General features: G+C 43.2%; 17 protein-coding genes and 1 riboswitch. Of the genes, 3 read left to right on the forward strand and 14 right to left on the reverse strand.

The features are described 5' to 3' along the window. Positions 1-17 precede the first annotated feature (17 nt). Positions 18-1073 carry a D-alanine--D-alanine ligase family protein gene (locus RIL182_RS17030; RefSeq protein ID WP_006856402.1) on the reverse strand — a complete coding sequence of 352 codons (1056 nt, stop codon included), beginning with the start codon at positions 1071-1073 and terminating at the stop codon, positions 18-20. A 260-nt stretch (positions 1074-1333) separates the two neighbouring features. Then, on the reverse strand, positions 1334-1639 hold the full coding sequence (locus RIL182_RS17035; RefSeq protein WP_006856400.1) for a hypothetical protein: 306 nt from the start codon (positions 1637-1639) through the stop codon (positions 1334-1336). Between the two features lie 183 nt (positions 1640-1822). Here RIL182_RS17035 and RIL182_RS17040 point away from each other — a divergent pair, with 183 nt between their 5' ends. Continuing rightward, positions 1823-2674, forward strand: coding sequence for a DegV family protein (locus RIL182_RS17040; protein WP_044998777.1), 852 nt, complete (start codon positions 1823-1825; stop codon positions 2672-2674). A gap of 421 nt (positions 2675-3095) precedes the next feature. Here RIL182_RS17040 and hpf read toward each other — a convergent pair whose 3' ends face one another. The 4 genes from hpf to RIL182_RS17060 form a co-directional block, all read right to left on the reverse strand. Then, entirely contained in the window at positions 3096-3626 is a 531-nt protein-coding gene (gene hpf, locus RIL182_RS17045) for a ribosome hibernation-promoting factor, HPF/YfiA family (protein WP_006856398.1), read from the reverse strand. Positions 3627-3841: 215 nt separating this feature from the next. Next, a complete protein-coding gene (gene pflA / locus RIL182_RS17050; protein WP_006856396.1) occupies positions 3842-4591 on the reverse strand; it encodes a pyruvate formate-lyase-activating protein in 750 nt (249 codons plus the stop codon). 16 nt (positions 4592-4607) lie between these two features. Beyond that, on the reverse strand, positions 4608-6836 hold the full coding sequence (pflB, locus tag RIL182_RS17055; protein ID WP_015522214.1) for a formate C-acetyltransferase: 2229 nt from the start codon (positions 6834-6836) through the stop codon (positions 4608-4610). Positions 6837-7090: 254 nt separating this feature from the next. Then, a riboswitch (ZMP/ZTP riboswitch) is annotated at positions 7091-7172 on the reverse strand. A gap of 55 nt (positions 7173-7227) precedes the next feature. Beyond that, complete coding sequence (locus RIL182_RS17060; protein ID WP_006856393.1) at positions 7228-8160, reverse strand: GGDEF domain-containing protein; 933 nt, start codon at positions 8158-8160, stop codon at positions 7228-7230. A gap of 205 nt (positions 8161-8365) precedes the next feature. On the opposite strand from RIL182_RS17060, the gene RIL182_RS17065 reads away from it, so the two are divergent. Together RIL182_RS17065 and RIL182_RS17070 are read left to right on the forward strand one after the other, a co-directional pair. Further along, positions 8366-8812 carry a YfcE family phosphodiesterase gene (locus RIL182_RS17065; protein ID WP_015560236.1) on the forward strand — a complete coding sequence of 149 codons (447 nt, stop codon included), beginning with the start codon at positions 8366-8368 and terminating at the stop codon, positions 8810-8812. 31 nt (positions 8813-8843) lie between these two features. Next, on the forward strand, positions 8844-9770 hold the full coding sequence (locus RIL182_RS17070; RefSeq protein ID WP_022112406.1) for an ArsR/SmtB family transcription factor: 927 nt from the start codon (positions 8844-8846) through the stop codon (positions 9768-9770). Positions 9771-9810: 40 nt separating this feature from the next. Here RIL182_RS17070 and RIL182_RS17075 read toward each other — a convergent pair whose 3' ends face one another. From RIL182_RS17075 to RIL182_RS17110, 8 genes are all read right to left on the reverse strand, one after another. Next, the gene (locus tag RIL182_RS17075) at positions 9811-10053 is read right to left on the reverse strand and encodes a DUF6171 family protein (RefSeq protein WP_006856390.1); all 243 of its coding nucleotides are present in this window, start codon (positions 10051-10053) and stop codon (positions 9811-9813) included. 89 nt (positions 10054-10142) lie between these two features. Next, a complete protein-coding gene (locus RIL182_RS17080) occupies positions 10143-11678 on the reverse strand; it encodes an alpha-N-arabinofuranosidase (protein WP_006856389.1) in 1536 nt (511 codons plus the stop codon). Next, positions 11665-12627: a family 43 glycosylhydrolase gene (locus tag RIL182_RS17085; RefSeq protein ID WP_006856388.1), complete on the reverse strand. Its 963-nt coding sequence runs from the start codon at positions 12625-12627 to the stop codon at positions 11665-11667. Before RIL182_RS17085 ends, RIL182_RS17080 begins: the two co-directional genes overlap by 14 nt. 184 nt (positions 12628-12811) lie before the next feature. Beyond that, positions 12812-14197 (reverse strand): alanine/glycine:cation symporter family protein, encoded by a 1386-nt coding sequence (locus RIL182_RS17090; protein WP_015522210.1) that lies wholly within the window; start codon positions 14195-14197, stop codon positions 12812-12814. A gap of 112 nt (positions 14198-14309) precedes the next feature. After that, positions 14310-15863 (reverse strand): glycoside hydrolase family 43 protein, encoded by a 1554-nt coding sequence (locus tag RIL182_RS17095; RefSeq protein ID WP_006856385.1) that lies wholly within the window; start codon positions 15861-15863, stop codon positions 14310-14312. 99 nt (positions 15864-15962) lie between these two features. Continuing rightward, complete coding sequence (locus tag RIL182_RS17100) at positions 15963-16970, reverse strand: tRNA dihydrouridine synthase (RefSeq protein WP_006856384.1); 1008 nt, start codon at positions 16968-16970, stop codon at positions 15963-15965. A 1-nt stretch (position 16971) separates the two neighbouring features. Next, positions 16972-19338 (reverse strand): phage tail tip lysozyme, encoded by a 2367-nt coding sequence (locus RIL182_RS17105; protein WP_006856383.1) that lies wholly within the window; start codon positions 19336-19338, stop codon positions 16972-16974. 34 nt (positions 19339-19372) lie between these two features. Next, the gene (locus RIL182_RS17110) at positions 19373-23563 is read right to left on the reverse strand and encodes a fibronectin type III domain-containing protein (protein WP_006856382.1); all 4191 of its coding nucleotides are present in this window, start codon (positions 23561-23563) and stop codon (positions 19373-19375) included. Between the last annotated feature and the right edge of the window lie 114 nt (positions 23564-23677).

The raw sequence follows: 23677 nt of genomic DNA on the forward strand, positions 1-23677 counted from the left end.
TTTACAAAAATATCTTATTATTTCTCATATTTATCCAGGGAAATCTGGATCAGTTTCTCACACAATTCGTTAAAGTTCACACCGACAACCTGTGCCTCCTGTGGAAGAAGACTTGTCGGAGTCATACCCGGCAATGTGTTTGCTTCCAGACAGTAGATATTTTCATTTTCATCCAACAGAAAATCGGTGCGGGAATAGGTATCTAATCCAAGTACCTGTGCCACCTGCTCTGCATAATGCTGCATTTTCTCTGTAACAGCTTCTGAAAGTTCTGCCGGACAGGTCTCAACAGCACTGCCTGCTTTGTATTTATTCTTATAATCATAAAATCCCTGTACCGGTGCGATCTCGATGATCGGAAGTGCTTTTCCCTCGATCACGCCGACAGAAAACTCACGTCCTTTTACATATTCTTCCACGATCAGGTTTTCTTCCCAGCGGAACGCCTCATCTAATGCTGCTTTATATTCCTCCGCATTGTGTGCGATGGAAACACCGATACTCGAACCTCCGCAGCATGGTTTTACCACACACGGGAACTGAACGCCAAGTTTTGTGATATCGTCGCTGCAGTCAGCCTTTTTCATGGATGCGCCCTTTGGAGCCGGTATGCCTGCTGACAAAAATAATTTTTTGGACATCTCCTTATCCATGGCAAGCGCACTGCTTAAATAACCGGTTCCTGTATAGCGGATGCCAAACAGATCAAATGCGGCCTGAATCTTGCCGTTTTCTCCGTTTTCTCCATGCAGTGCCATAAAAACGATATCGGACATCTGGCATAATTCGATCACATTCGGTCCAAAGAAATTGTCTGACTGATCTTTTCTGGATGCTTTTACCTTTGCAAGATCCGGTGCAATTTCCGGTATTCCGGATACTTTTACACTGACTTCCTCACTCCGGTCAAAAATACCTGTCAGATCTTCTTTTTTATCACTGTATCCCATAAATACATCAAGTAAGATTACCTGATGTCCATTCTCTCTCAATGCCTTTGCCACCATATCTCCGGTCTTAAAGGAAACATCTCTCTCTGTACTTAAACCACCTGCTAAAACAACAATCTTCATGGTATACTCTCCTTACTATCTCATAAAAACATTTCTGCTTTATAGTATACCTTTTTTCTTTGTGTGGCAAGGAATTTGCACATTCCTTTGTACTTTTTATGCCTGCATGACATCCTTTCTTATTTATTTTTCTGCCTCACGGCAATGCCCCCGGCAGGCACCATTTTTTCTTTTATTCCCCGTTTTCCCGTACCGGAAAAGATTCCTGACTCATAAAATTCTTTGCCTGCTGCTGGCCTCTTTCACGATAAAACCCATTTCTACAGCATTGCGATTTCTTCCATCCTCAGTGCCTGCAGCAGCCACAAAAATATCTGTCTTCCAATCAGATCCTGTTTTCCGATCATACTCCCGTACCGGTATATCTTTGCAACCACATCCTCACAGCGTTCCTCGTCCCCCGCCAGCAATATTTCACAGAGCAATCCATACCGCTCTCTATTTAAAGTGCACTGCCTGTCTATTTCATTCCATAGTTCCGGATACCTTCTTGCGAGATCCACCAGAATCTCTGCCCCGTTATACATTTCTTCCGCTTTCTTCTGCTCTGTTATATAATTTTCCACTTTTACACTACTGTCATGCAGGCATTAATACTACACAAGTATCTTATGTCTGTCGATTTTTGTCAACTACATTTGATTTTTATTTTGATACTTTGATAATCAAAATATCTTGACATTCTTTTCATCATACTTTATATTTATTTTTGTTTGATAGTCAAACTATTTTATCCGGAGGGAAAAAAAATGAGTGTACGAATTATTGTTGATTCCGCATCTGATCTCACAAAGGAACGTGCGGATGCATTAAATCTTGATTATATGCCTTTAAAAACAATTTTTGGCGAAACGGAATATTTAGACGGTGTTACCATTTCCCATAAAGAATTTTATGAAAAACTGATCGAATGTGGAACAATCCCGACGACCAGCCAGGTATCTCCACATGATTTTGAAGCAAAATTCAAAGAAGTAAAAGAAGCCGGCGATACCGCCGTTGTGATCTGTCTGTCCTCTCTTTTATCCGGTACATACCAGAGTGCACACATTGCGCTTGATGGCTATGAGGACTGTATTACATTAGTTGACAGTTTAAATGTATGTCTGGGCGAACAGATCCTTGTCCTTTATGCCGTAAAGCTGCGCGATGAGGGGCTTTCTGCGAAAGAAATCGCCGAAAAACTCGAAGAGAAAAAGAAAGATGTCTGTGTCTTAGCCGTCTTTGATACCCTTGAGTATTTAAAACAGGGCGGACGCATCTCAAAGACTGCCGCTTGGGCGGGAAATATTTTATCCATCAAGCCTGTCATCGCCATTGAAAAAGGTGAGGTTGCGATCTTAGGAAAGGCCAGAGGATCGAAAAACGGAAATAACATCCTGATCCAGGAAGTGAAAAATAAAAACGGTATCGATTTTTCCATGCCGTATATGTTAGGCTACAGCGGGCTCGACGACTCACTGCTCCGGAAGTATATTGCGGACAGCGCAGATCTCTGGACCGGACAGACAAAAGAGCTGCCAATCAGCACGATTGGGAGTACGATCGGTACACATGCGGGACCGGGAGCCATCTGTGTGTCGTTTTTCCATAATGCTTAAGGCAGGAATCTCGTGTGTCAAAAGGTGGATTTTAGTTTTTTGTCTGTCAAATTACAACAAGCCGGGGTTGTTTTGTTCCGTTGTACGAAAATAACAAAATCTAAGCTTGCCTGAGTCAGATTTTCTCAGAGTGACGTGAACGGCGTTCAACGAGCCTTCCATGGCTCGTGAAGCCTTGTTCTGCCATCCGTGGCAGAACATCACTGTGAATAGACAGGCAGGCTAAGATTTTCTAATTTTCTTCCAAAGTCACAAAAGCATTCCCGGCTTGTTGCAATTTGACAACCACTAAGCTGTGAACCACCTTTTGACGCACAACTCCACGCTACAAATGCATTGTGTAAAGAACCCACCCTGCGGCAAGGTGCTTGCCGCAGGGTGGGTTCTTTGTATTCACAGCACAATTCTGCAATGATCCATTTTAGTATTCCGGTTCGATCAATCCGTATGTGTTGCCTTTTCTCTTGTATACAACGTTGACATCTTCGGTCTCAGCATTGATAAATACGAAGAAGTCATGTCCTAATAACTCCATCTGTACACATGCATCTTCCGGATACATCGGCTTCATATCGAACTTCTTAGAACGGATGATCTTGATCTCTTCATCATCGTCTGATGCTGCATCCAGGAAATCCTGTTTGAAAACGGATGCTGCGCTCTGCTGTTTCGTAACCAGTTTCGTTCTATATTTCTTTAACTGACGCTCAATAACCTCTTCTACCAGATCAATTGATACATACATATCATTGCTGACCTGTTCAGAACGAATATAGTTTCCTTTCATTGGAATCGTAACTTCCACTTTCTGGCGTTCCTTCTCTACGCTCAGTGTTACATAGACATCTGTGTCCGGAGTGAAGTATTTCTCTAATTTGTTTAACTTGTCCTCCACTGCATCTTTGATACCATCGGTTAATTCAATGTTTCTTCCTGTAATCTTGATTCTCATGATGTCCAACCCCTTTGCCGTTTATTTGATACAGATTTATATCATGGTTTTATTATAGCACTTTCCACAAATATTTCAATACAATATATCATTTTTTATATATTTTTCAGAATATTTATATTTTCCTGTAATATTCTTGTAAAAATGTGCATCATTCGCTGGCACGATCAATATTACACATTTAACAAGGGATGCAATGTCATAATGACTCGCCATTATGACATTGCATCCCTTATCATCTGTTCCGCTTTTTTTGCTTCCTCTTTGGTAAGCTGCGGTGTATCTTTTAACACATAATCCATGCCAAGATTATCATACTTGACCTTGCCAAGTGCATGATATGGCAGTACTTCCAATTTTTCCATATTGGAAAGTGTCTTTAGAAAGTGTCCGAGTTCCGTCAATTCTGCCTTCTCAAATGTGATGCCGGGAACAACGACATGACGGATCCACACCGGCTTTTTCTTCTGATCTAAATATCTTGCAAATGCCAGAATATTCTTATTTGAATGTCCGGTCAGTTTCCGGTGATCCTCGTCACGGATATGCTTAATGTCAAGCATTACAAGATCTGTGACATCAAGAAGCCTGTCTATTTTTTCCAGTGTGATATCTGATGTGGCTTCTCCATCCTCCGGAAATCCCGGGAACATAATACCAGACGTATCTAAACAGGTATGGATTCCGTGTGCCTTTGCCTTCGCAAACAGTTCCGTCAGAAAATCAATCTGAAGCATCGGCTCGCCACCGGTGGCGGTAATTCCGCCAGTCCGGTAAAACGAGGCATTGCGCAGGAAGCGGTCGATGATCTCGTCCGCCTCCATCTGTTTTCCATCAGTCAGCACCCATGTATCCGGGTTGTGGCAATACTGGCAGCGCATCGGGCAGCCCTCGAAGAATACGACAAAACGCACCCCCGGACCGTCCACGGTACCAAATGATTCCAGAGAATGAATATAGCCCATAATAATCTCCTTATTATTACATCAATTCATGGAAAGTTCTTGCAATTACCTCATCCTGCTGCTCTTTGGTCAGTTTGATGAAGTTTACTGCGTAACCTGATACACGGATCGTAAGCTGCGGATATTCTTCCGGATGCTTCTGTGCATCAAGCAGTGTTTCCTTATTTAATACGTTTACATTTAAGTGGTGACCGCCTTTTTCTGCATAGCCGTCAAGCAGTGCCACAAGGTTTGTTTCAGAGCTTTCCTCCGTCTTTCCAAGTGCATCCGGCACGATGGTAAAGGTGTTGGAAATACCATCCTGCGCATCCATAAATGGCATCTTTGCAACAGAAGCTAAAGAAGCAACTGCACCATTTTTATCACGTCCGTGCATTGGGTTTGCACCCGGAGCAAACGCAACACCTTTCTTTCTTCCATCTGGGGTTGCTCCTGTATTCTTACCGTAGGATACGTTGGATGTGATGGTAAGAATAGAAGTTGTTGCGATACCTCCACGGTAAGTATGGTTTCCTTTTACATATTTGATGAATGTATGCAGAACCTCTTTTGCGATCTCATCCACACGGTCATCATCATTACCATATTTCGGGAAATCTCCCTCAATCTCAAAGTCTACTGTAATACCGTTCTCATCACGGATCGGTTTTACTTTTGCATATTTAATGGCAGAAAGGGAATCTGCTACTACGGAAAATCCTGCAATACCGGTTGCAAACCAACGTCTTACCTGTTTGTCATGTAATGCCATCTGCATTCTCTCGTAGCAGTATTTGTCATGCATATAGTGAATGATGTTTAATGCATTGACATAGACACTTGCAAGCCATTTCATCATGTCTTTGTATTTATCCCATACCTCGTCGTAGTCAAGATACTCGGAAGTGATCGGACGATATTTCGGTCCTACCTGTTTGCCGCTGATCTCATCCACACCACCGTTGATCGCATAGAGTAAACATTTTGCAAGGTTTGCACGGGCTCCGAAGAACTGCATCTCTTTTCCGATTCTCATGGAAGATACGCAGCATGCGATACCGTAGTCATCGCCGTGAACCACACGCATGATGTCATCATTTTCGTACTGGATCGCAGAATGTTTGATGGAAATCTCTGCACAGAACTTTTTGAAGTTCTCCGGAAGTTTTACGGACCATAAAACAGTCAGGTTTGGCTCCGGTGCTGCTCCGATGTTGTTTAAGGTATTTAAATAACGGTAAGACATCTTGGTTACCATATGTCTTCCATCTACTCCGATTCCACCGATAGACTCTGTTACCCAGGTAGGATCTCCGGCGAAAATACTGTTGTACTCCGGTGTACGGGCAAATTTTACGCAGCGCAGTTTCATGATGAACTGGTCGATGATCTCCTGAATCTCTTTCTCCGTGAATGTACCCTCACGAAGGTCGCGCTCTGCATAGATGTCTAAGAACGTAGAGGTACGTCCTAGACTCATTGCCGCACCGTTCTGCTCTTTGACTGCTGCAAGGTAGGCAAAATATACAGCCTGTGCTGCCTCAAGAACATTTGTTGCCGGTTTGGAAATATCGCATCCATAGATCTTTGCTAATTCTTTTAACATTTTAAGGGCTCTGATCTGCTCGGATAACTCCTCACGCTCACGGATAACATCGGAATACATGATGGTGCGTGTGGAATCTAACTGCTCCTGCTTATCTTCGATCAGACGGTCTACACCGTAAAGTGCAGGTCTTCTGTAGTCGCCGATGATACGTCCGCGCCCGTATGCATCCGGAAGTCCGGTGATGATATGTGCGGAACGGCAGGCTCTCATCTCCGGTGTATAAGCGTCAAACACACCCGCATTGTGTGTCTTTCTGTGTGTTGTGAAATATTCTACCACTTCCGGGTCTACTTTATACCCATTATCTTCACATGCCTTAATTGCCATACGGATACCGCCATAAGGCTGTAAGGAACGTTTGAATGGTTTATCTGTCTGGAAACCTACGATCTTCTCCTTATCTTTGTCTAAGTACGCAGGTCCATGGGAAGTGATCGTGGAAATGATCTTCGTATCCATATCCAGTACGCCGCCGGCCTCTCTCTCCTGTTTTGAAAGCTCAAGTACATCCTGCCAGAGTGCTGTGGTGTCCTCTGTCGGTCCCTCTAAGAAAGAGCTGTCACCATCATATGGCTTATAGTTTCTCTGGATGAAGTCTCTGACGTTTACTTCATTCTCCCATGCTCCACCATTAAAATCTCTCCATTCGTTTTGCATTATTTTTCCTCCTGTTTGCTGAAAACTATGGTTTACCTGTATAAAACGGATCTGATCCCCCAATATTTTTGTATTGCTGGAAAATATTGGTAGTTATTTCTAACTTTTGTTAGCTAGTTCTAACGCTGTGAATATATCATGTTCCATCACTGCTTGTCAATATCCGCTTCGTTTCCGGAACTGTTCTTTTTTTCATACAAAAGGATTCCTGTAAGAAGAATATCTTTAAGAATAAAAGAAACCGACAGTCCGGGTTATCTCGCCCAGACGGTCGGCATTGTAAACGTTATACTTCATGTGGTTCTTCCACTTTTTCCGTCAGTCATATAACAATTAGATGTTATAATTTTTGATTCATTTTTTCAATAGGTAAAATGTACCAAAAAAAAGCTTATATCATTGTGTAAATTGCTATGCTGTTTTTTTCTTCCTTTTTGACCTGATAGAGTGCTGCATCCGCTCTGTGATACAGTTCACGGAAGCTTGTGCCATCCTCAGGGCCGAATGCGATGCCAATACTTGCTGTCGGCTCCTCCGCCATTCCGATCATTTCTTTTTGTCTGCGCAGCCGGTACAGCACTTCATCTGCCTGCCCCTGTATCCACATACGGTCTTTTACATCCGGAAGAAATACTGCGAATTCATCCCCGCCCATACGTCCAATGCTGACCTGATTACCGTAGACTTCCCTTAAAATATTAGACACACTCATAATGACGCGGTCGCCAACCCAGTGGCCATACACATCATTGACCTGCTTAAAATTATCCAGATCAATAGCAATGTATGCATAATTTTGTCCTTCTGCCACTGACTCCAGTTCTTCTTTGATACGATCTTCCATCGTACCACGGTTTAACAGTCTCGTCATGGAATCTCTGGCTGCACAATCCCGTAAATATTCTCTTTCTCTCGCGTAACGTCTGTTTTTTTCCACTTTCTCCGTTACATCCGTGATCGTAATATAACTGACCGGTTTTAACTGCGAGGATATAACATCCATGGATACCATCACACGAAAAGACAGCCACTTTTTATTTCCGTCTTTCGTCTCTGTCTGAGCAGTCAGTTCAAATGACTCCCCTGTCAGAATCTCTTCATGATGCTCCCTCATGACCATTCTTAAGTCAATATCCACAAACCGGCTCCAGCCGTCCTGTACTTTTTCAATAAATTCCTCCCGCGTGTAACCGAGCATATGGTACGCCATCGTATTCACATAATACACCTTGCGTTTTCTGCCCTCACTGCTCACAACAAGACCAAACGGTACGTTTTTCATAACTTTATGAAAAACCTTTTCCTCTAATACCGAGTTTTCCATTCTCCCTCTCCCGTTAAAAAATTAACTAATTGATCCCCCGAACAGTATACTACATTACTTTAAAATAAAAAAGTATTTTTATGAATATTTTTCTTTCTTCTAGACTTCCATACTTTTTTCCTATATAATTTATCTAATTATTTTTTTACTTAATGGAGAAAATTAGTATGAAAATAACATTTTTCACGCAAGAATGGAGAATTTTATGAAAATTGGCATTATTTCTGATACACACGGTATTTTCCGTGAAGAGTGGCACCGTCATTTAGACGGCTGCGATTATCTGATCCATGCAGGCGATTTCTGTACGCAGAAAAATTATGACTGTTTCCGGAACTTTGGCATTCCGCTTTATATGGTCCGAGGCAACAATGACCGCGGTGACTGGGCAAAAAATCTTCCTGAATTTTTACAGTTCCGCATTGGCGGCAAGACTTTTTTTCTGGTTCATAATCAGTTTGATCTTCCATTTGACCTGACAGATGCTGATTTTCTTATCTTTGGTCATACTCATCACTATACATTTTATAAACGTTTCAATAAAGTTTATATTAATCCGGGCAGTGCCAGTGACGGACGTGGAGATTCGAAAAGTCTTGCAATCCTGACACTTTCAGGCAATGATTACAGTTTAGAACGTGTCATTCTGTGATTTTTACAGATTTTGAAAGGAGAGGATTTCCTTGTTACACATCACTTCGTTGAATGAAGGGTTAGAACTTTTTAAGGCACTCGGTTCTGATGTGAGAATTGAAATTTTAAATATTTTGCTGGAAAACGACAATATGAGCATGAATGAACTTGCCTCCCGTTTAAATATTACAAACGGTGCCTTAACCAGCCATATCAAAAAACTTGAGAACTGCGGACTGATCACAACATCCAGTGAATCTGCTGTTCACGGCAACCAGAAAATCTGTTCCATCCACCTGGATAAGATCCTGATCGATTTAGAAAAGCCTGCCGAAATCGAGAATGTTTATCATACAGAATTAAAAGTCGGTCACTATACAAATTACCAGATCTGCCCGACCTGCGGACTTGCCTCTGCAGATGCCCTGATCGGTGAAGTGGATGATCCGCGGTATTTTGAACATCCAGACCGCTATAACGCTGATATTCTATGGTTTACACGCGGTTATGTTGAATATGCCATTCCAAATTTTATCCCGGCTTCCAAAAAAATCACACAGATCACAATTTCCGCAGAACTTAGTTCCGAAGCACCAGGCACCAACAATGACTGGCCTTCCGATATCAGTTTTTACTTAAATGATATTCATATTGGTGACTGGACCTCCCCCGGCGATTTTGGCGATGTGAAGGGTCTGTTGACACCGGACTGGTGGTATGCAAACTGGAACCAGTACGGATTGCTAAAACAACTTGTCATCAATCAAAAAGGTACCTATATCGACGGTCTCAAAATATCCGACGTTAAAATCGATGATTTCCATCTCAACTGCCACAGCAGCATCCGCTTCCGCCTGGCTGTGGAGGACGATGCCAGGCACGTCGGCGGACTTACGATCTTTGGAAAATCTTTTGGCAATTACAGCCAGGATATCAAAGTGAGTCTCGGGTACGCCCCGGTGGAGGAAATGAAGTAATATTACCGCAATAAAAAATGGTAACAGTCCGTCTGAACTGTCACCATTTTTTATATGGGCATTTTGATACGGCTGCCGCGGCGCGCAGCTCTACATAGCAGCCGCACGCACCGCAGGTTCCCGCGTTTAAAAGTTCACAGGTTTTGCAGACAGTAAGCCGTCTCTCATACTCGCTCTCTGATACCTGATCTTCTTTTTTGATCGCCTCTTTATATTTCTCAATCATTTTTGCATCCGCTTCCGCCATTTCGCGCAGCAGACACTTTTTACAGATCTGTGCCATATGTCATCTCCGCCTGTAATTTTCGTTACTGTTCATATTTCCAGTATGACCAGCAGCTAATTTTCCCGCCATTTCTGACAGTTTTTTTCTTATTTTGCAAGGCGCAGCTCGATCACACTGTTTGCCGGCATTGTGACATTCAGTCCGTTTTCCGTCTCCTCATAGGCAGCAAAATCTTTTTCTGTCACGGTATCCGGAGCCTCAAATGTGTTATGCGCATGCATATCGGAGTCAGTCACGATTCTCGCCTCTACTACATGATAGCCGCGGTTTGCAAGCTGGATCTCCACCTTTTCCGATGCTTCCACAGACAGATTATTCATGGTGACAGTGATCACGCCGTCTTTATCCATAGATACGGACTCTGTGATCTTCGGTACTTTCCACTCATCCGGTCCGATCTCCCCTGCGCCGGTCAAAGTACTCTCTAACAGGTCTGCGCCCTGATGATGGCGGTACATATGCATGACATGGTAGGTCGGTGTCTTTATCATCTGGCCGCCCTCTGTCAGAAGTACAGACTGTAAAACGTTGACCATCTGTGCTAATGCAGCCATTTTGACACGGTCACTGTGCTTGTTAAAAATATTTAAGGTAATACCTGCAACAAGTGCATCACGCACCGTATTCTGCTGATACAAAAATCCCGGATTCGTGCCCGGCTCGCAGGTATACCAGGTGCCCCACTCGTCCACGATCATACCGACTTTTTTATCCGGATCGTACTCATCCATAATCGCACCGTGGCGTTCGATCAATGTCTCCATATAAAGCGCCTTCGATAATGTCTTATACCAGACATCCGCATCAAAATCCGTAGAACTTCCTTTGATCTCCCAGCCCTCCGGATGTACATAGTAATGAAGTGATAGACCATCCATAAATCCGTGCCACTGCTCAGCATGGTCAAATGCCGTATTTAACACTCCTTTTGTCCAGTAATAGTCTGCAACATTTGCACCACAGCAGATCTTTTTGATCGGACGGTCCGGGTGATAATTGCGCACATAGGTCTGGTATCTGCGGTACTCATTTGCATAATATTCCGGCGTCATATTTCCACCGCATCCCCAGTTTTCATTGCCAACACCAAAATAATCCACTTTCCACGGTGCCTCATGTCCGTTTTCTTTTCTCAAATCTGCCATCGGGGAGACGCCCTCAAAGGTCATGTACTCCACCCACTCTGACATCTCACGGACAGTTCCGCTTCCAAGATTACCGTTAACGTAAGTCTTACAGCCGATCTGACGGCACAGTTCCATATATTCATGTGTTCCGAAACTGTTATCTTCCACAACACCACCCCAGTGTGTGTTGATCATTTTTTTACGCTTTTCCTTCGGTCCGATTCCGTCCATCCAGTGATATTCGTCCGCAAAGCAGCCACCCGGCCAGCGCAGTACCGGAACTTTTAATTCCTTTAATGCGTCCACAACATCGGTGCGCATGCCGTTTACATTCGGAATCTCCGATTTTTCGCCGACGTAAATTCCCTCATAAATACATCTCCCCAGATGCTCCGAAAAATGTCCATAGATTTCCGGCTCAATACGACTCTTTTTGTTTTCCTCATTGATGATCAGTTTTGCCATTGTTTTCTCTCCTTTTTTATTTATTTTCATAGGAAAATACCGGTCTTCCGGCTTCATCCCATTTTACCTTCATAAGCATCGCATGACGGTTCGGATTGTACAACGGATCTCCGTTAATTTCTGCCTCCGTCCGCGCGTGGTAGACCATGACGTCATTTCCATCTTCATCCACGGTAAACGAGTTGTGTCCCGGTCCGTAAATGCCCAGTTTTTCACAGGTTTTTAATACCGGGTAACGCTCTTTTTTCCACAAACGCGGATCTAAAATGTCCGCATCCTCATCGATGGATAACATTCCCACACAGTAATCCACACCCGTCTCGCTCGCCGAGTATGTTAAGAACATTTTTCCGTCATGATGGATCACGGCAGGTCCCTCGTTGACCCAGAACCCTTTCCGCTCCCAGTCGTAATCCGGCGTGGTCAAAAGTACCTGCACCGTTTTTAACTGATTGCCGGATTCCATCTTTGCAATGTAGAGATTTGAAATCATTTTGCCGACTCCGACCTTTTCTGCCCAGACATAATAATATTCACCTTTATTTTCAAAGACGGTCGCATCCAGCGAAAATGCCTCAAAAGAAAACTCATCCTCCGCTGCGCGTTTCATCTTTCCAAGTTCCACCCACTCATCCGTCAGCGGATCGTCCCCGCTGCACTCTAACACATATGGACGGATCTTCCAGATATCTTCCGCCTCGCCTCCCGCAAAATAAATATACCATTTTCCAAACAGATAGTGGATCTCCGGTGCCCAGATATGATAACTCATCGGACCGGACTCATGTTTCTTCCAGACCATGACTTCCTCTGCCCCGGAAAGTTCCGCCAGTGTTCCGGCACGTCTCAATACGATCCCGTCATACGCCGGTACCGACGCCGTAAAATAATACGAGCCGTCCGTATGACGGTAAACATATGGGTCCGCACGCTGTAAAATCCACGGTTCATTGTACTTTAAAGATTTTTCATCTGACATGCAGTATCCTCCCCTCTGATGACATTCGCACTGTTTCTTTCTTATGACAGTATACTCCTTATTTTTTGTTTTGTATAGATTATTCTAAAATATTATATACTTTTCTAAAATCAAAAAACGCAGACTACATCACCAGGCAAAAAAACAGCGGAAGCACTCTGCCTCCGCCATTTTTTATTTCTCACTAATATTTCTGTTTTTCAAAGTATTTCTTCGTCTCTGCAACTACCACCCCACTCAAAGCAACGAGTGCAACAAGGTTCGGCAATGCCATCAGCCCGTTAAAGATATCTGCGATCGTCCATACAGCAGATACCGTCATAAATGGTCCTATAAACACTGCAAGGATATACAGCCAGCGATATCCCTTTAAAACAGTCTTTTTGTCCCCAACCAGATATTCCAGACATTTTTCACTGTAATAATTCCATCCAAGGATCGTCGTAAATGCGAAGAATACAAGACATAACATTAACACAAAAGATGCCACCTGCTCCGGGAATGGCAGTCCTATCTGAAATGCTTTCGTGGTTACAGAGACACCTTCTAATCCCATATCCCAGGCTCCTGTGATCACGATGGAAAGTCCGGTCATCGTACAGATGATCACCGTGTCAATGATCGTTCCCAGCATGGATACAAGTCCCTGTGTCACCGGCTCATTTGTCTTTGCCGCTGCCGCTGCGATCGGCGCACTGCCAAGTCCTGCCTCATTCGAAAAGATTCCGCGGGCAATTCCCATCTGCATGGCGATCAGGATCGATCCAAGGGTTCCACCTGCAGCCGCACGAAGTCCAAATGCACTCTGCACGATCTCTACGATTGCTCCCGGAATTGCGCTAAGATGCGTAAATAGTATGATCAGTACCACAACGACATAAAGCAGTGCCATAAAAGGTACCACAACCTGTGCTACTGTGGAAATACGCTTAATACCGCCAATGATAACCAGTGCCACACACAGTGTCAGAATAATACCTGCGATCACAACCGTCCAGGAATAGGTTCTGCCAAACAGTTCCACCGTCCATGTATTCTGCGGATCAAAGAAATTGTTCACGGCACTTGTGATCCCGTTGATCTGCGTAAAAGTTCCGATTCCAAGTAAACCTACTCCGACACCGAAAAATGCAAAAATTTTTGCGAGCCATTTCCATTTTTCACCCATTCCGTTTTCGATGTAATAAAACGGTCCTCCGACGATATGACCGTCCTTTGCCACAACACGGTATTTAATTGCAAGCAGACACTCGGAATATTTCGTCGCCGTTCCAAGCAGTGCTGCGATCCACATCCAGAACAGTGCACCCGGTCCTCCGGCGACAAGCGCGGTTGCCACGCCGACAATGTTACCTGTTCCGATCGTTGCAGACAATGCTGTGCAGAGTGCGCCGAAACTTGAAACTTCCCCGTGTTCTCCGTTTTTTTCATTTGCCACCATATGTTTTATGGCAAGTGGCAGTTTCGTGATCTGAAGTCCACGCAGCCGGATCGTAAGAAAGATACCAACCGCTAAGATCAACACGATCAGTGGAACTCCCCAGACGAAATCATCAATCGCTTTTAACATTTGTACCCGTTCCTTTCCCAAAACTTTAGATACGTACCACATTACCATGGGAAAGAGTTCTTTGCAAGTATTTTATGCTCCGTCTGCCGTTTCTCACGTCTTTGCTTTCATTTTACTCAAAATATTTAACGCCCCAGACACTCTCATCTGCTCCTGCCGCAGAAAATGTCATAACATCCGTGCCTGCTTCATCTTTCATCTGACAGAATACACCGTTATATTCTTTTTCCCCGTATGTGATCGTCATATAACAGGTGCCCTGCTCCATACTCCAGATGCCTTCTAAGTTTTCGCCGTACACTTTTCCATTCTCCATCAGTACCAGTTTTACCGGCTGTGCAATCCTGGCACTGATCGCAGTTCCCTGGTTGATCACATAATAAGTTCCCGCCACTTCCGAAATGTCATAACCGCTTTCTGCGATCGTCTCGCCGTCTGTCGCATACGGAAGCATACATGGCCATCCATCCTGATTCAGAAAATACTGGTGTACACGCGGCTCGTGATATTCCTGTCCGTTGTCAAAGCGCGTGTGGTATACAATATATTTCTTTCCATCTTCATCCACAAAAGCTGAATTGTGCCCGGTCGCCATATATGCCTTATTAAGACCCGGCAGATAATAATTGCCGGAAAGTTTTAAGCCATAAGCTGCATTGTCATCCCACATCCCCGGATATGCCCCATTCATATCGACATACTCTCCATCCACCGTTTTTGAGCGGAACACACGCATCTGATAGCCGCCCTCTCTCGTCAGGGAACCATAGGAAACAAACAGATAATAATATCCGCTTTCCTCATCATAGAGAATGTAAGGTCCCTCGATCGATTTGTGTCCGCCGCCAAGCAGACGTTTGCCAAAATACGGATCCACACCGTTTTTTTCATCTTCTTTGGGGTGGATGACCAGGCCTGTTTTCTCATCGATCTCTAACAGAAAAATCCCACCCGACCATGAACCGTAGACCATCCACATTTTTCCGTCCGCATCATAAAAAACGGTCGGATCGATCGCATTTGGATATTTCTCATAGTTATATTTATTTCCCGCCATGATGTAGTTCTTTTTTGCATAGTCGATGTCCACGTAATCGAGCACATCGGTCGCCTCGATCGTATCTTTTGTAAATCCGGAATAGATGAGCGCTCCCTTCCATGTATACGGTCCTTCCGGTTTATCTGAAACCGCATAACACAGATTCGATGCATTCCAGGTCGAAGACGTGCAAAAATACATGTAATATAAGTCCTGTGCCCTGTTATAGACCACGTCCGGTGCCCAGACATGATAAGTCCCATCGTCAGTCGGTATCACAGAGTCTCTGCTTCCCGTATAATCAAATACATGCTCTGTTCCAAGCAGATCATCAAAGATCGGATTCGACTGCGTATATCCGTCACCGATTGATGTCCAGTTCCGCAGATCCTCAGATGATGCCCCTGACATATGCGATCCGAAAATGTAATAGGTACCGTCCACCTCTATCACGGATGGATCATGTACACTGACGCCCGCCGTAATATCCGCCGTTTTGATTCCTTCATAACTCACTGTAAAATCCTTCGGGATCTTCCTGCCCCCCGACAGTGCCACCCCCGTAAGCACTGCTGCAAACCCCAATACAATTCCTGCATAAAAAATGATTTTGCTTTGTTTTCTCATACGGCTCCTCCATTTCTGTATGATATCTAACTCTACAATAGCAAAATCATTTTTATTTTACAATTATTTATTTTACTTTTTTATAAAATATTTTACTTTTTATTTTTGTTCCCATTCCTGCTCGCGGAACAGATTATCAACAATCACACGGTACTCCGCCACATGCTGTGTCTTATTGATCTGCTTTACATATTTTTCGGGTTCTGTAAAATATTTTGCAAAATAAAACCACAGCTCTTTCATACGAAACAGCGTGTTGCGCTCCCCTGACATTACATCCAGATATCCTTTTAATATGTCATCATGAAACGCATGAAACTGATCCTTTGTGATCGGCGCATGTCCTGTGAGTTCTCCGATCAGACCCGGATTTTTTAAAACTCCTCTTCCAAGCATGAGATGGGACACCAGGCTGCCAGTGTCCTCCGGATCCGTCTGCTGCCCGGATTCCTGCATAAAAGCACATTTCCTTTTTTCTTCCATCTGCTGTCTCCATGTCCGGTAATCCTCCACGGAGCAGATGTCACCGTTGTAACATAGCGTATGTCTGCTGTTTTCTACCGCATATAAAAACGCTTCCATATCCGGAGTATTGTTATAAAAGTCCTTCTGTACACGCGGATGAATGATCAGTTCCTCCATCGGAAATTTTTCATAGATGGAAAGAAGATGCTCCCACTCCCCGGCATCATTGACACCGACACGTGTTTTGACGGAGATCCGGAGCGGACATTCCGCAAAGATCTCTTCTAAAAAGTGATCCAGTTCCTCCGGCACCGCAAGAAATCCTGCGCCGCGGTGCTTTGCCACGACCGTCCCGGACGGGCACCCCAGATTTAAATTGACGCTCTCGTAACCATAGTTTCCTAACTCTTTTGCGATTGCCAGAAAATCTTCTGCACGATTCGTCAGAATCTGTGGAACCACATGCATCCCTTCATTATGTTCCGGCAGAATGTCTTTGATCTCTTTGTAATTCATCTTTTTATTATTAATGAATGGTGTAAAATAGGTATCTATATTTCCAAAATGTTTCTGATATGCATTTCGGAACACAAAACCGGTAAGTCCCTCCATCGGTGCTAAATAAAATTTCATTTTTGTCATCCTACAAAGCTTCCCACTGTGCATATAGTTTTACTGTTGCTCCATTTGTAAGGGAAAGATTTGATACTGTTGCACCATCTCCATAAAAAGTATCGCTGCCATCCGCTTTGGTACTCCATCCGATAAACTTATATCCATTTCTCTGGAATGTATTTGCAGAGAGTTTATAGCTTGTATTGTATTTGCAGGAACTGATCGATTTCATCGAACCACTGGTTGCTCCATTTCCGTCAAACACGATATTGTAAGTATTGATCTTCCATTTTGCATACAGTTTGTAATTTTTACGGGTTCCCTTTTTGATCTTCGTGATCTTGTTTTTAAATGCAGAATCCGTATACCATCCTTTAAAGGTATATCCTTCTTTGGCAGCTGCTGCAAGCTGAATCGTAGGTGTGTCGTAATAGTAGCCGGTCGGATTTTCAGACGAAATGGTTCCTCCGTCAAGTACATATTTTATCGTGTACTGCTTTTTGCTCCACTGCGCATACAGTGTGACTGTCTTACCGTTTTTCGCTGTGATATTACGGATATCCTCTCCGTCTTCATAAAAATCACCTTTGCCGTTTTTCTTTGTATTCCAGCCCTCAAACACATAACCCGTGCGCTTGAATTTATTTTTTGTAAGCGTATAGGTCTTGCCATATTGGCAGACAGAGACACCTTTCATGGAACCGCTGGTTGCGCCGTTTCCATCGTATTTGATTTTATATTTATTGATCTGCCACTTTGCATAAAAGGTCAGATTTCCAATTGTACCTTTTTTGACCTGTGTGACACGTCTGGTGCATTTTTTGTCTTTATACCAGCCTTTAAATATATAGCCATATCTGACCGGTGTTTTTAATTTGAACGTTCTGGTATCTACGTTGTATTTCTTTGCAGTACCATCCGCAAGTTCTCCGCCGTTCGTTTTGTAAGTGATCTTGTAAGTATCCCTTGACCACTGTGCATACAGATCAACAACTGCACCGTTTTTTGCAGAAAGGTTCTCGATTTCTTCCTTGTTGCCGTATTTCTTTCCACTTCCATCTGCCTTTGTGTTCCAACGGACAAATTTATACCCCTTGCGTTTAAATTTATTTTTTCTAAGGGTATAATCCATATCATATTCGAGATTTTTCATCTCCTGCATACTGCCGCTGGTTGCCTTGTTTCCATGAAAGCGAACGGTATATTTATTTGCTTTCCATTTTGCATAAATGGTAAGGTTGCCTTTTGATCCTTTCGGGATCGTTGTGATCCTGTTTTTAAAGCTGCTCTCCTTATACCATCCTTCAAATGTATAACCTTTTTTCTTTGCTTTTTTCAATGTGATCGTTTCTGTTGTGATCTTATAAGACGATGGATTGGCATCGCTATTTTCCCCATCATAGAGTACATATTTGATGGTATATTTCTTTGTTACCGGATCGTCCGGGTTATCCGGGTTATCCGGATCATCCGGACTGTCACCGTTATATTTTGCCCAGTAGACATCTCTTGCGCGTTTCGCACGTCCTTCAAAATATACACTGTTACAGCGCTCAAAATATTTTGCCCAGTTATACCCGGCTGTATAGGCTCCGTCTGCAGTGTTTTCGACATTTTTCACTTTGGAAAATGCATATTTCTCGGAATGTTCCAGTTCGTATTTTAAAAACTTAAGCTGCCCGTCGATGGAAGTATAATCATAACCATTGCTGCTGCAGTAGTTTCTCAGGTCATCAAATCTCGAAGCATTCCACTGACAGATACCATAACTGATCTTGCCGTTGGTATCAATGACGCTTATGGTTGGGTTAAAAGAAGATTCACTCTCAATATTGGCAAGCACACCACAGGCCGCTGCTGTATTTAATTTGAGCTTTCTTTTCGCAAATTTATATACTTTTTTTTCGTTGGATTTTTTCTCATCCTGAGAAATGGCTGCACCTTTATAGAGACTTGTCCCTGAGATCACCACATTGATGTATGGAATTTTGTCCTTTTGTCCTGCTCCAAGTGAATACTGATCGGTATCCCATTTCGGGTCAAATTCATAGACAAAATAATTCGTCGTGTCATAGTCTCCGACACAGCTCCAGGTTACCGGAATACTCGTTGTCTCTTTGCCGCCATCCAGATAAACATCAATGCTCTGCGGCATCTTGGCAAGCAGGCGGTTCAGGCTGATTTTACCTGTCATACGAATCTCTTTCGGGTTGTCCGAAAGATCTGCAAATCCTGTGATCTTTTTCTTTTCCGTCGTGCCTTCCTGTGTTTTCGTTTCTGCTGCATACACAGACATATCTGTTGCAGCCGTACCGACAGCAAGCAGGAGCGCCATCGCCCCTGCTGCCAGTCTTGTCATGATTTTTTTTGCATAACTTTTCATAGCTGTCCTCATTCCTGCGGATTACTGTCTGTATCCTGTACTCTCATTAATAAGTCTTATACCGGATACTGATATTTACCTTGCCATTTACACCATTTACTGTACCCTGGTTCGTGTATCTCCACATTACCACATTACCTTTACCCTGGTAACCGCTTCCAAGACTCTCTGCACGATAATTGATAATCCACAGATCTGTTCCTGTGAGCTTGCTTGTATCCACATATTTGCCCGGATACTGCTGTAAAAGTTTCTGGTTCAGACCAAGTGCAAACTTATACTGTTTTCCACCATCAATGATTTCTGTCCTGAATGCATTGATAAAATCAATTCTCTGTGTTGCTGTTACATTATTGTACAATAATGAGATATCATCAAGTACATATACAACCGGATAGTCTAACTTCTGTGCATTCAGAATATTTAATACTTTATCACCCTCAGCTTTTGCCTGCGCTGCGTTCTGCGCCAGGGAGTAGCAGTATACACCAACCTTAAGGCCTGCTGCTTTCGCATTCTTATAATTTGTCTGGAACTTCGCATCCGCTGTTGTTCCTTTGGAAATACGAAGCATTACACATTCGTATCCGGCTGCCTTGATCGCATTAAAATCTACCGTACCGTTATCACTTGAAATATCTATGATCTTATTCTCTGTCTCAAGTTTGTCTTTTACCGTTACCGTGATTTCTTTCGTGATTCCGTTTGCAGATGCCTTTACGGTCGTTGTTCCAGCCTTCAGACCATAGATTGTTCCATCTGAGGAAACAACGGCGATCGTAGAGTTAGCAGAAGACCAGTATACCACACCGTATGGTTTTGCAGTTGCTGTTACTTTTACACTCGTTCCTGTCTTGATCAGTACACTCGTTGTGCTCACTTCAAGTGCTGACGATATAACACTTACACAATCCGTTGTTGCACTGACGTACTCTCCACGAACCGCATAAATCTTATAATAATAGGTTTTTCCTGTCACAGCGGTATAATCAATAAAAGAATTTGTTGTACAAAGTTCCGTTGCAATCTTATATTTTCCGTTCTCAGAGTTACTTCTCAATACGGTATAAGTTTCTGCACCATCCACCGCATTCCATGTCAGCTTGATCTGGTTTTCAGCAATTGAGGCTGCATATAATCCGGTTGGTTTTGAAAGAACCGGCGTTGCCTGTTTCACTGCGGAATAGTCACCATAAAGTTTTTTACCATTTTTGTTCACATAAGCTCTTACTTTATAATAATAGGTCTTTCCTGTCTTTAACTTACTGTTCTTATAAGAAAGCGTATTAACGGAAGAACAGGTTTTGACTGGTTTATATTTTCCATCTTTCTCTGTTGCACGATATACACGATATCCATCACACCCTTCTACTTTCTTCCAGGAGACCGTAATGGTGTTATAATTTGCTGCAACTACCTGGATGGAAGGTTTTCCCGGAAGTACCTGCATGGATGCCGGATCGGAATAATCACTGTAGATTTTCTTTCCACCGGACGTACAGAAAGTACGAACTTTATAATAATAGGTATTACCGGTTACAAGTCCCTTATCCACATACGAAGTTGTTGTTCCCTTATTGATCGTCTTAATTTTTCTGTATTTTCCATTTTCAGAAGTGCTGCGGTAGATCGCATATCCCTTTACATAACGGTTTTTGGATGCTTTTACCTTTTTCCATGTAACTTTCAGGCTTTCATTTCCTGCCGATTTCACTTTAACCGTTGTGATACTCGGTGCGGCTGTAATGCCTTTTACACCTGAATAAGCGGAACGGAGCATTTTACCGCCCGAAATGTTTTTGTAAGTTACTACTTTATAATAATACTTCTTTCCGATCTTAACGTTTTTATCTGTATAAGATCCGGTCATGGCTCCGCTCTTTCTTTTTACGGTTCCGATCTGCTTATAACTTCCTTTTTTAGAAGCTGCACGGTAAACAATATATCCGTCCTCATCCCCTGCGGAAGTAACATTCCAGCTCAATACGACGCTGTTGTATTTGCCGGATTTGATCGTGTCGATCGTTACCGGAAGAAGTTTCGGTGTTGCAGTAAGTTCATTGGAAGTTCCACCATATGCTCTTTTGCCATTTTTATCTTTTGCAAAAGAAACGATTTTAAATGTATATTTCTGACCAGGTGTAAGTCCTGTCACTGTATAAGAAGTACTCTTTGTACTGCATCTTTTTACCAGCTGATCTGCTCCGTTTACAACCTGATATACTGCATATCCGCCACCTGTGGATGGCATGTTCACTTTATTCCATGTCAGTTTGATCGCCGTTGCACCTGCTGCTTCTGATTTTAATGTTACTGCTTCCGGTGCCGCCTTGATCGACTGCACATCCGAATAGTTCCCTGCTACATTCTTATCCCCGACTGTACGGAATGCACAGACTTTATAATAATACTTCGTTCCTACCGACAATTTTTTATCTGTACAGGTAATCGTCGTTTTATCATTGACTGTCTTAACAGCTCTATAGCCGCTGTCCTTTTTCGTAGAACGATATACTTTATAGCCATGTGCACCGCTGATCTGATTCCATGTGATCGTCACACTGTTGTAAGACGCATTTCTAACTGTAATCTGTGGTGCCTCTAAAGCAGGGGTTGCCGATGCCTCGTTGGAATAATCTCCATATACCTGACTTCCATTTACCGTTTTATAGGCTCTTACTTTATAGGTATAGGCTGTACCTGCTGTCACTTTTGTATCGCTGTAACTTGTCTTTCCATTTGTTACAGTTGCAATCTTTTTATAAGAGGATGATGATGTTTTTCTGTAAACCTCATAACCCGTCACACCATCCACGGCACTCCATGCCAGTTTTACTTCTTTATATCCGGCTGATTCTGCGTTCAATCTTGTCGCTGACGGAAGCGGTTTGCCGGAGAGAATGCCCGACGCATCACCAAAAACCTTTTTGCCGTTTACCACACGATATGGCTGTACTTTATAATAGTAGGTCGTTCCGGCTGTCAGTGCGGCATCCACATAACTTACTGCACCGTTCGTGATATCCGTGAGCTGTGTGTCCACTTTTGATTTATCTGTGGAACGATATACGATATATCCGGTTGCACCATCCACTTTTTCCCATTTTAGTGTCAGGCTGCTGTAACCTTCCGCTGTAACAGATGTCATTGCTGCTTTTCCAAGCTGTGGTGTTGCTTTTACGGATGCATAGGTATCCGTATTGGCATAATCCGTCTGTCCGTTGTTCGTATATTTTGTATAGGCATATACATGATAAATATAGCTGATTCCGGTCTGTGCTGCCGTATCTTTATACGACACCGTATCAGTACCATCCACATGTGCGATCGTCTGCTCTGTATCTGAGCCTTCCACTTTTCGTGTGATGGTATAACCATTTGCGTCTGCAACAGGTGACCAGCTTAAGCTGACTGAATTGTAAGTTGCATCTGCCTTACAGTTCTTCGGTTCATTCGTTGGTCTTACGATCAGACGGAATGCGGCATTCACTTCTGTTTTTCCTACTACCTGAAGTTTTACCACTGCCACACCTGCCGCTTTCGCCTTTACGGTTCCGCTGACTTTGCCATTGGCATCTGTTGTTGTGGCTACCTCTGCAACATTCAGATCATCCACGGTCCATTCGACTGCTGTTTTATCCGTGTCACTGTTTGGATAAAATACATAATCAGGAAGTGGGATACTCTGATCTATGCTTACAACCTGATACTCTGAATCTGTAATCAGAATAACCTTGCTTACATCTGTTGCTTTTGTCTCTGTCTCCTCAGTAGTTTCCGTTCCCTCAGGTTTTTCGGTTTCTTCCGTCTTTTCGGTTGACTCCGTCACTTCGGTAGCTTCTGTGTTTTCCGTTGTTTCCGTCTTTTCGGTTGACTCCGTCACTTCGGTAGCTTCTGTGTTTTCCGTTGTTTCCGTCACTTCGGTTGTTTCCGTGTTTTCCGTCGTTTCCGTCACTTCGGTTGTTTTGTCTTTCTCCGTTGTTCCGGTAGTCTCTGTTTCTGCCTGTTCCGTAACTTTTGTTTTGTCGGTTACTTCAGAAGCCTTTTCATTTTTCGCATCTTCTTTTGTCTGATCTGACTGTTCATCCGTCAAAACTTCGGTCTCTCCTGTCTGTTCCACGACCTGCCCGTTTGCCGCATCTGCTGCAAATGCCATGGTATCGGAACAGATGATCATAGCGCCTGCTAATGTGATACACAGACCGCGCTTTAACCATTCCAGTCTCTTTTTTATCATAACATTTTGCCTCCCATCCTCTTATTTTTCTCTTTTGGGCAGTTTTTGCCAAACCTGCCCATCATTGGTATTGTAGCACAATTTTCCATCTGAATATAGTTTATAAGGGATTTT

Origin of the sequence: Roseburia intestinalis L1-82 (assembly GCF_900537995.1) — a bacterium.
Lineage (GTDB): Bacteria > Bacillota > Clostridia > Lachnospirales > Lachnospiraceae > Roseburia > Roseburia intestinalis.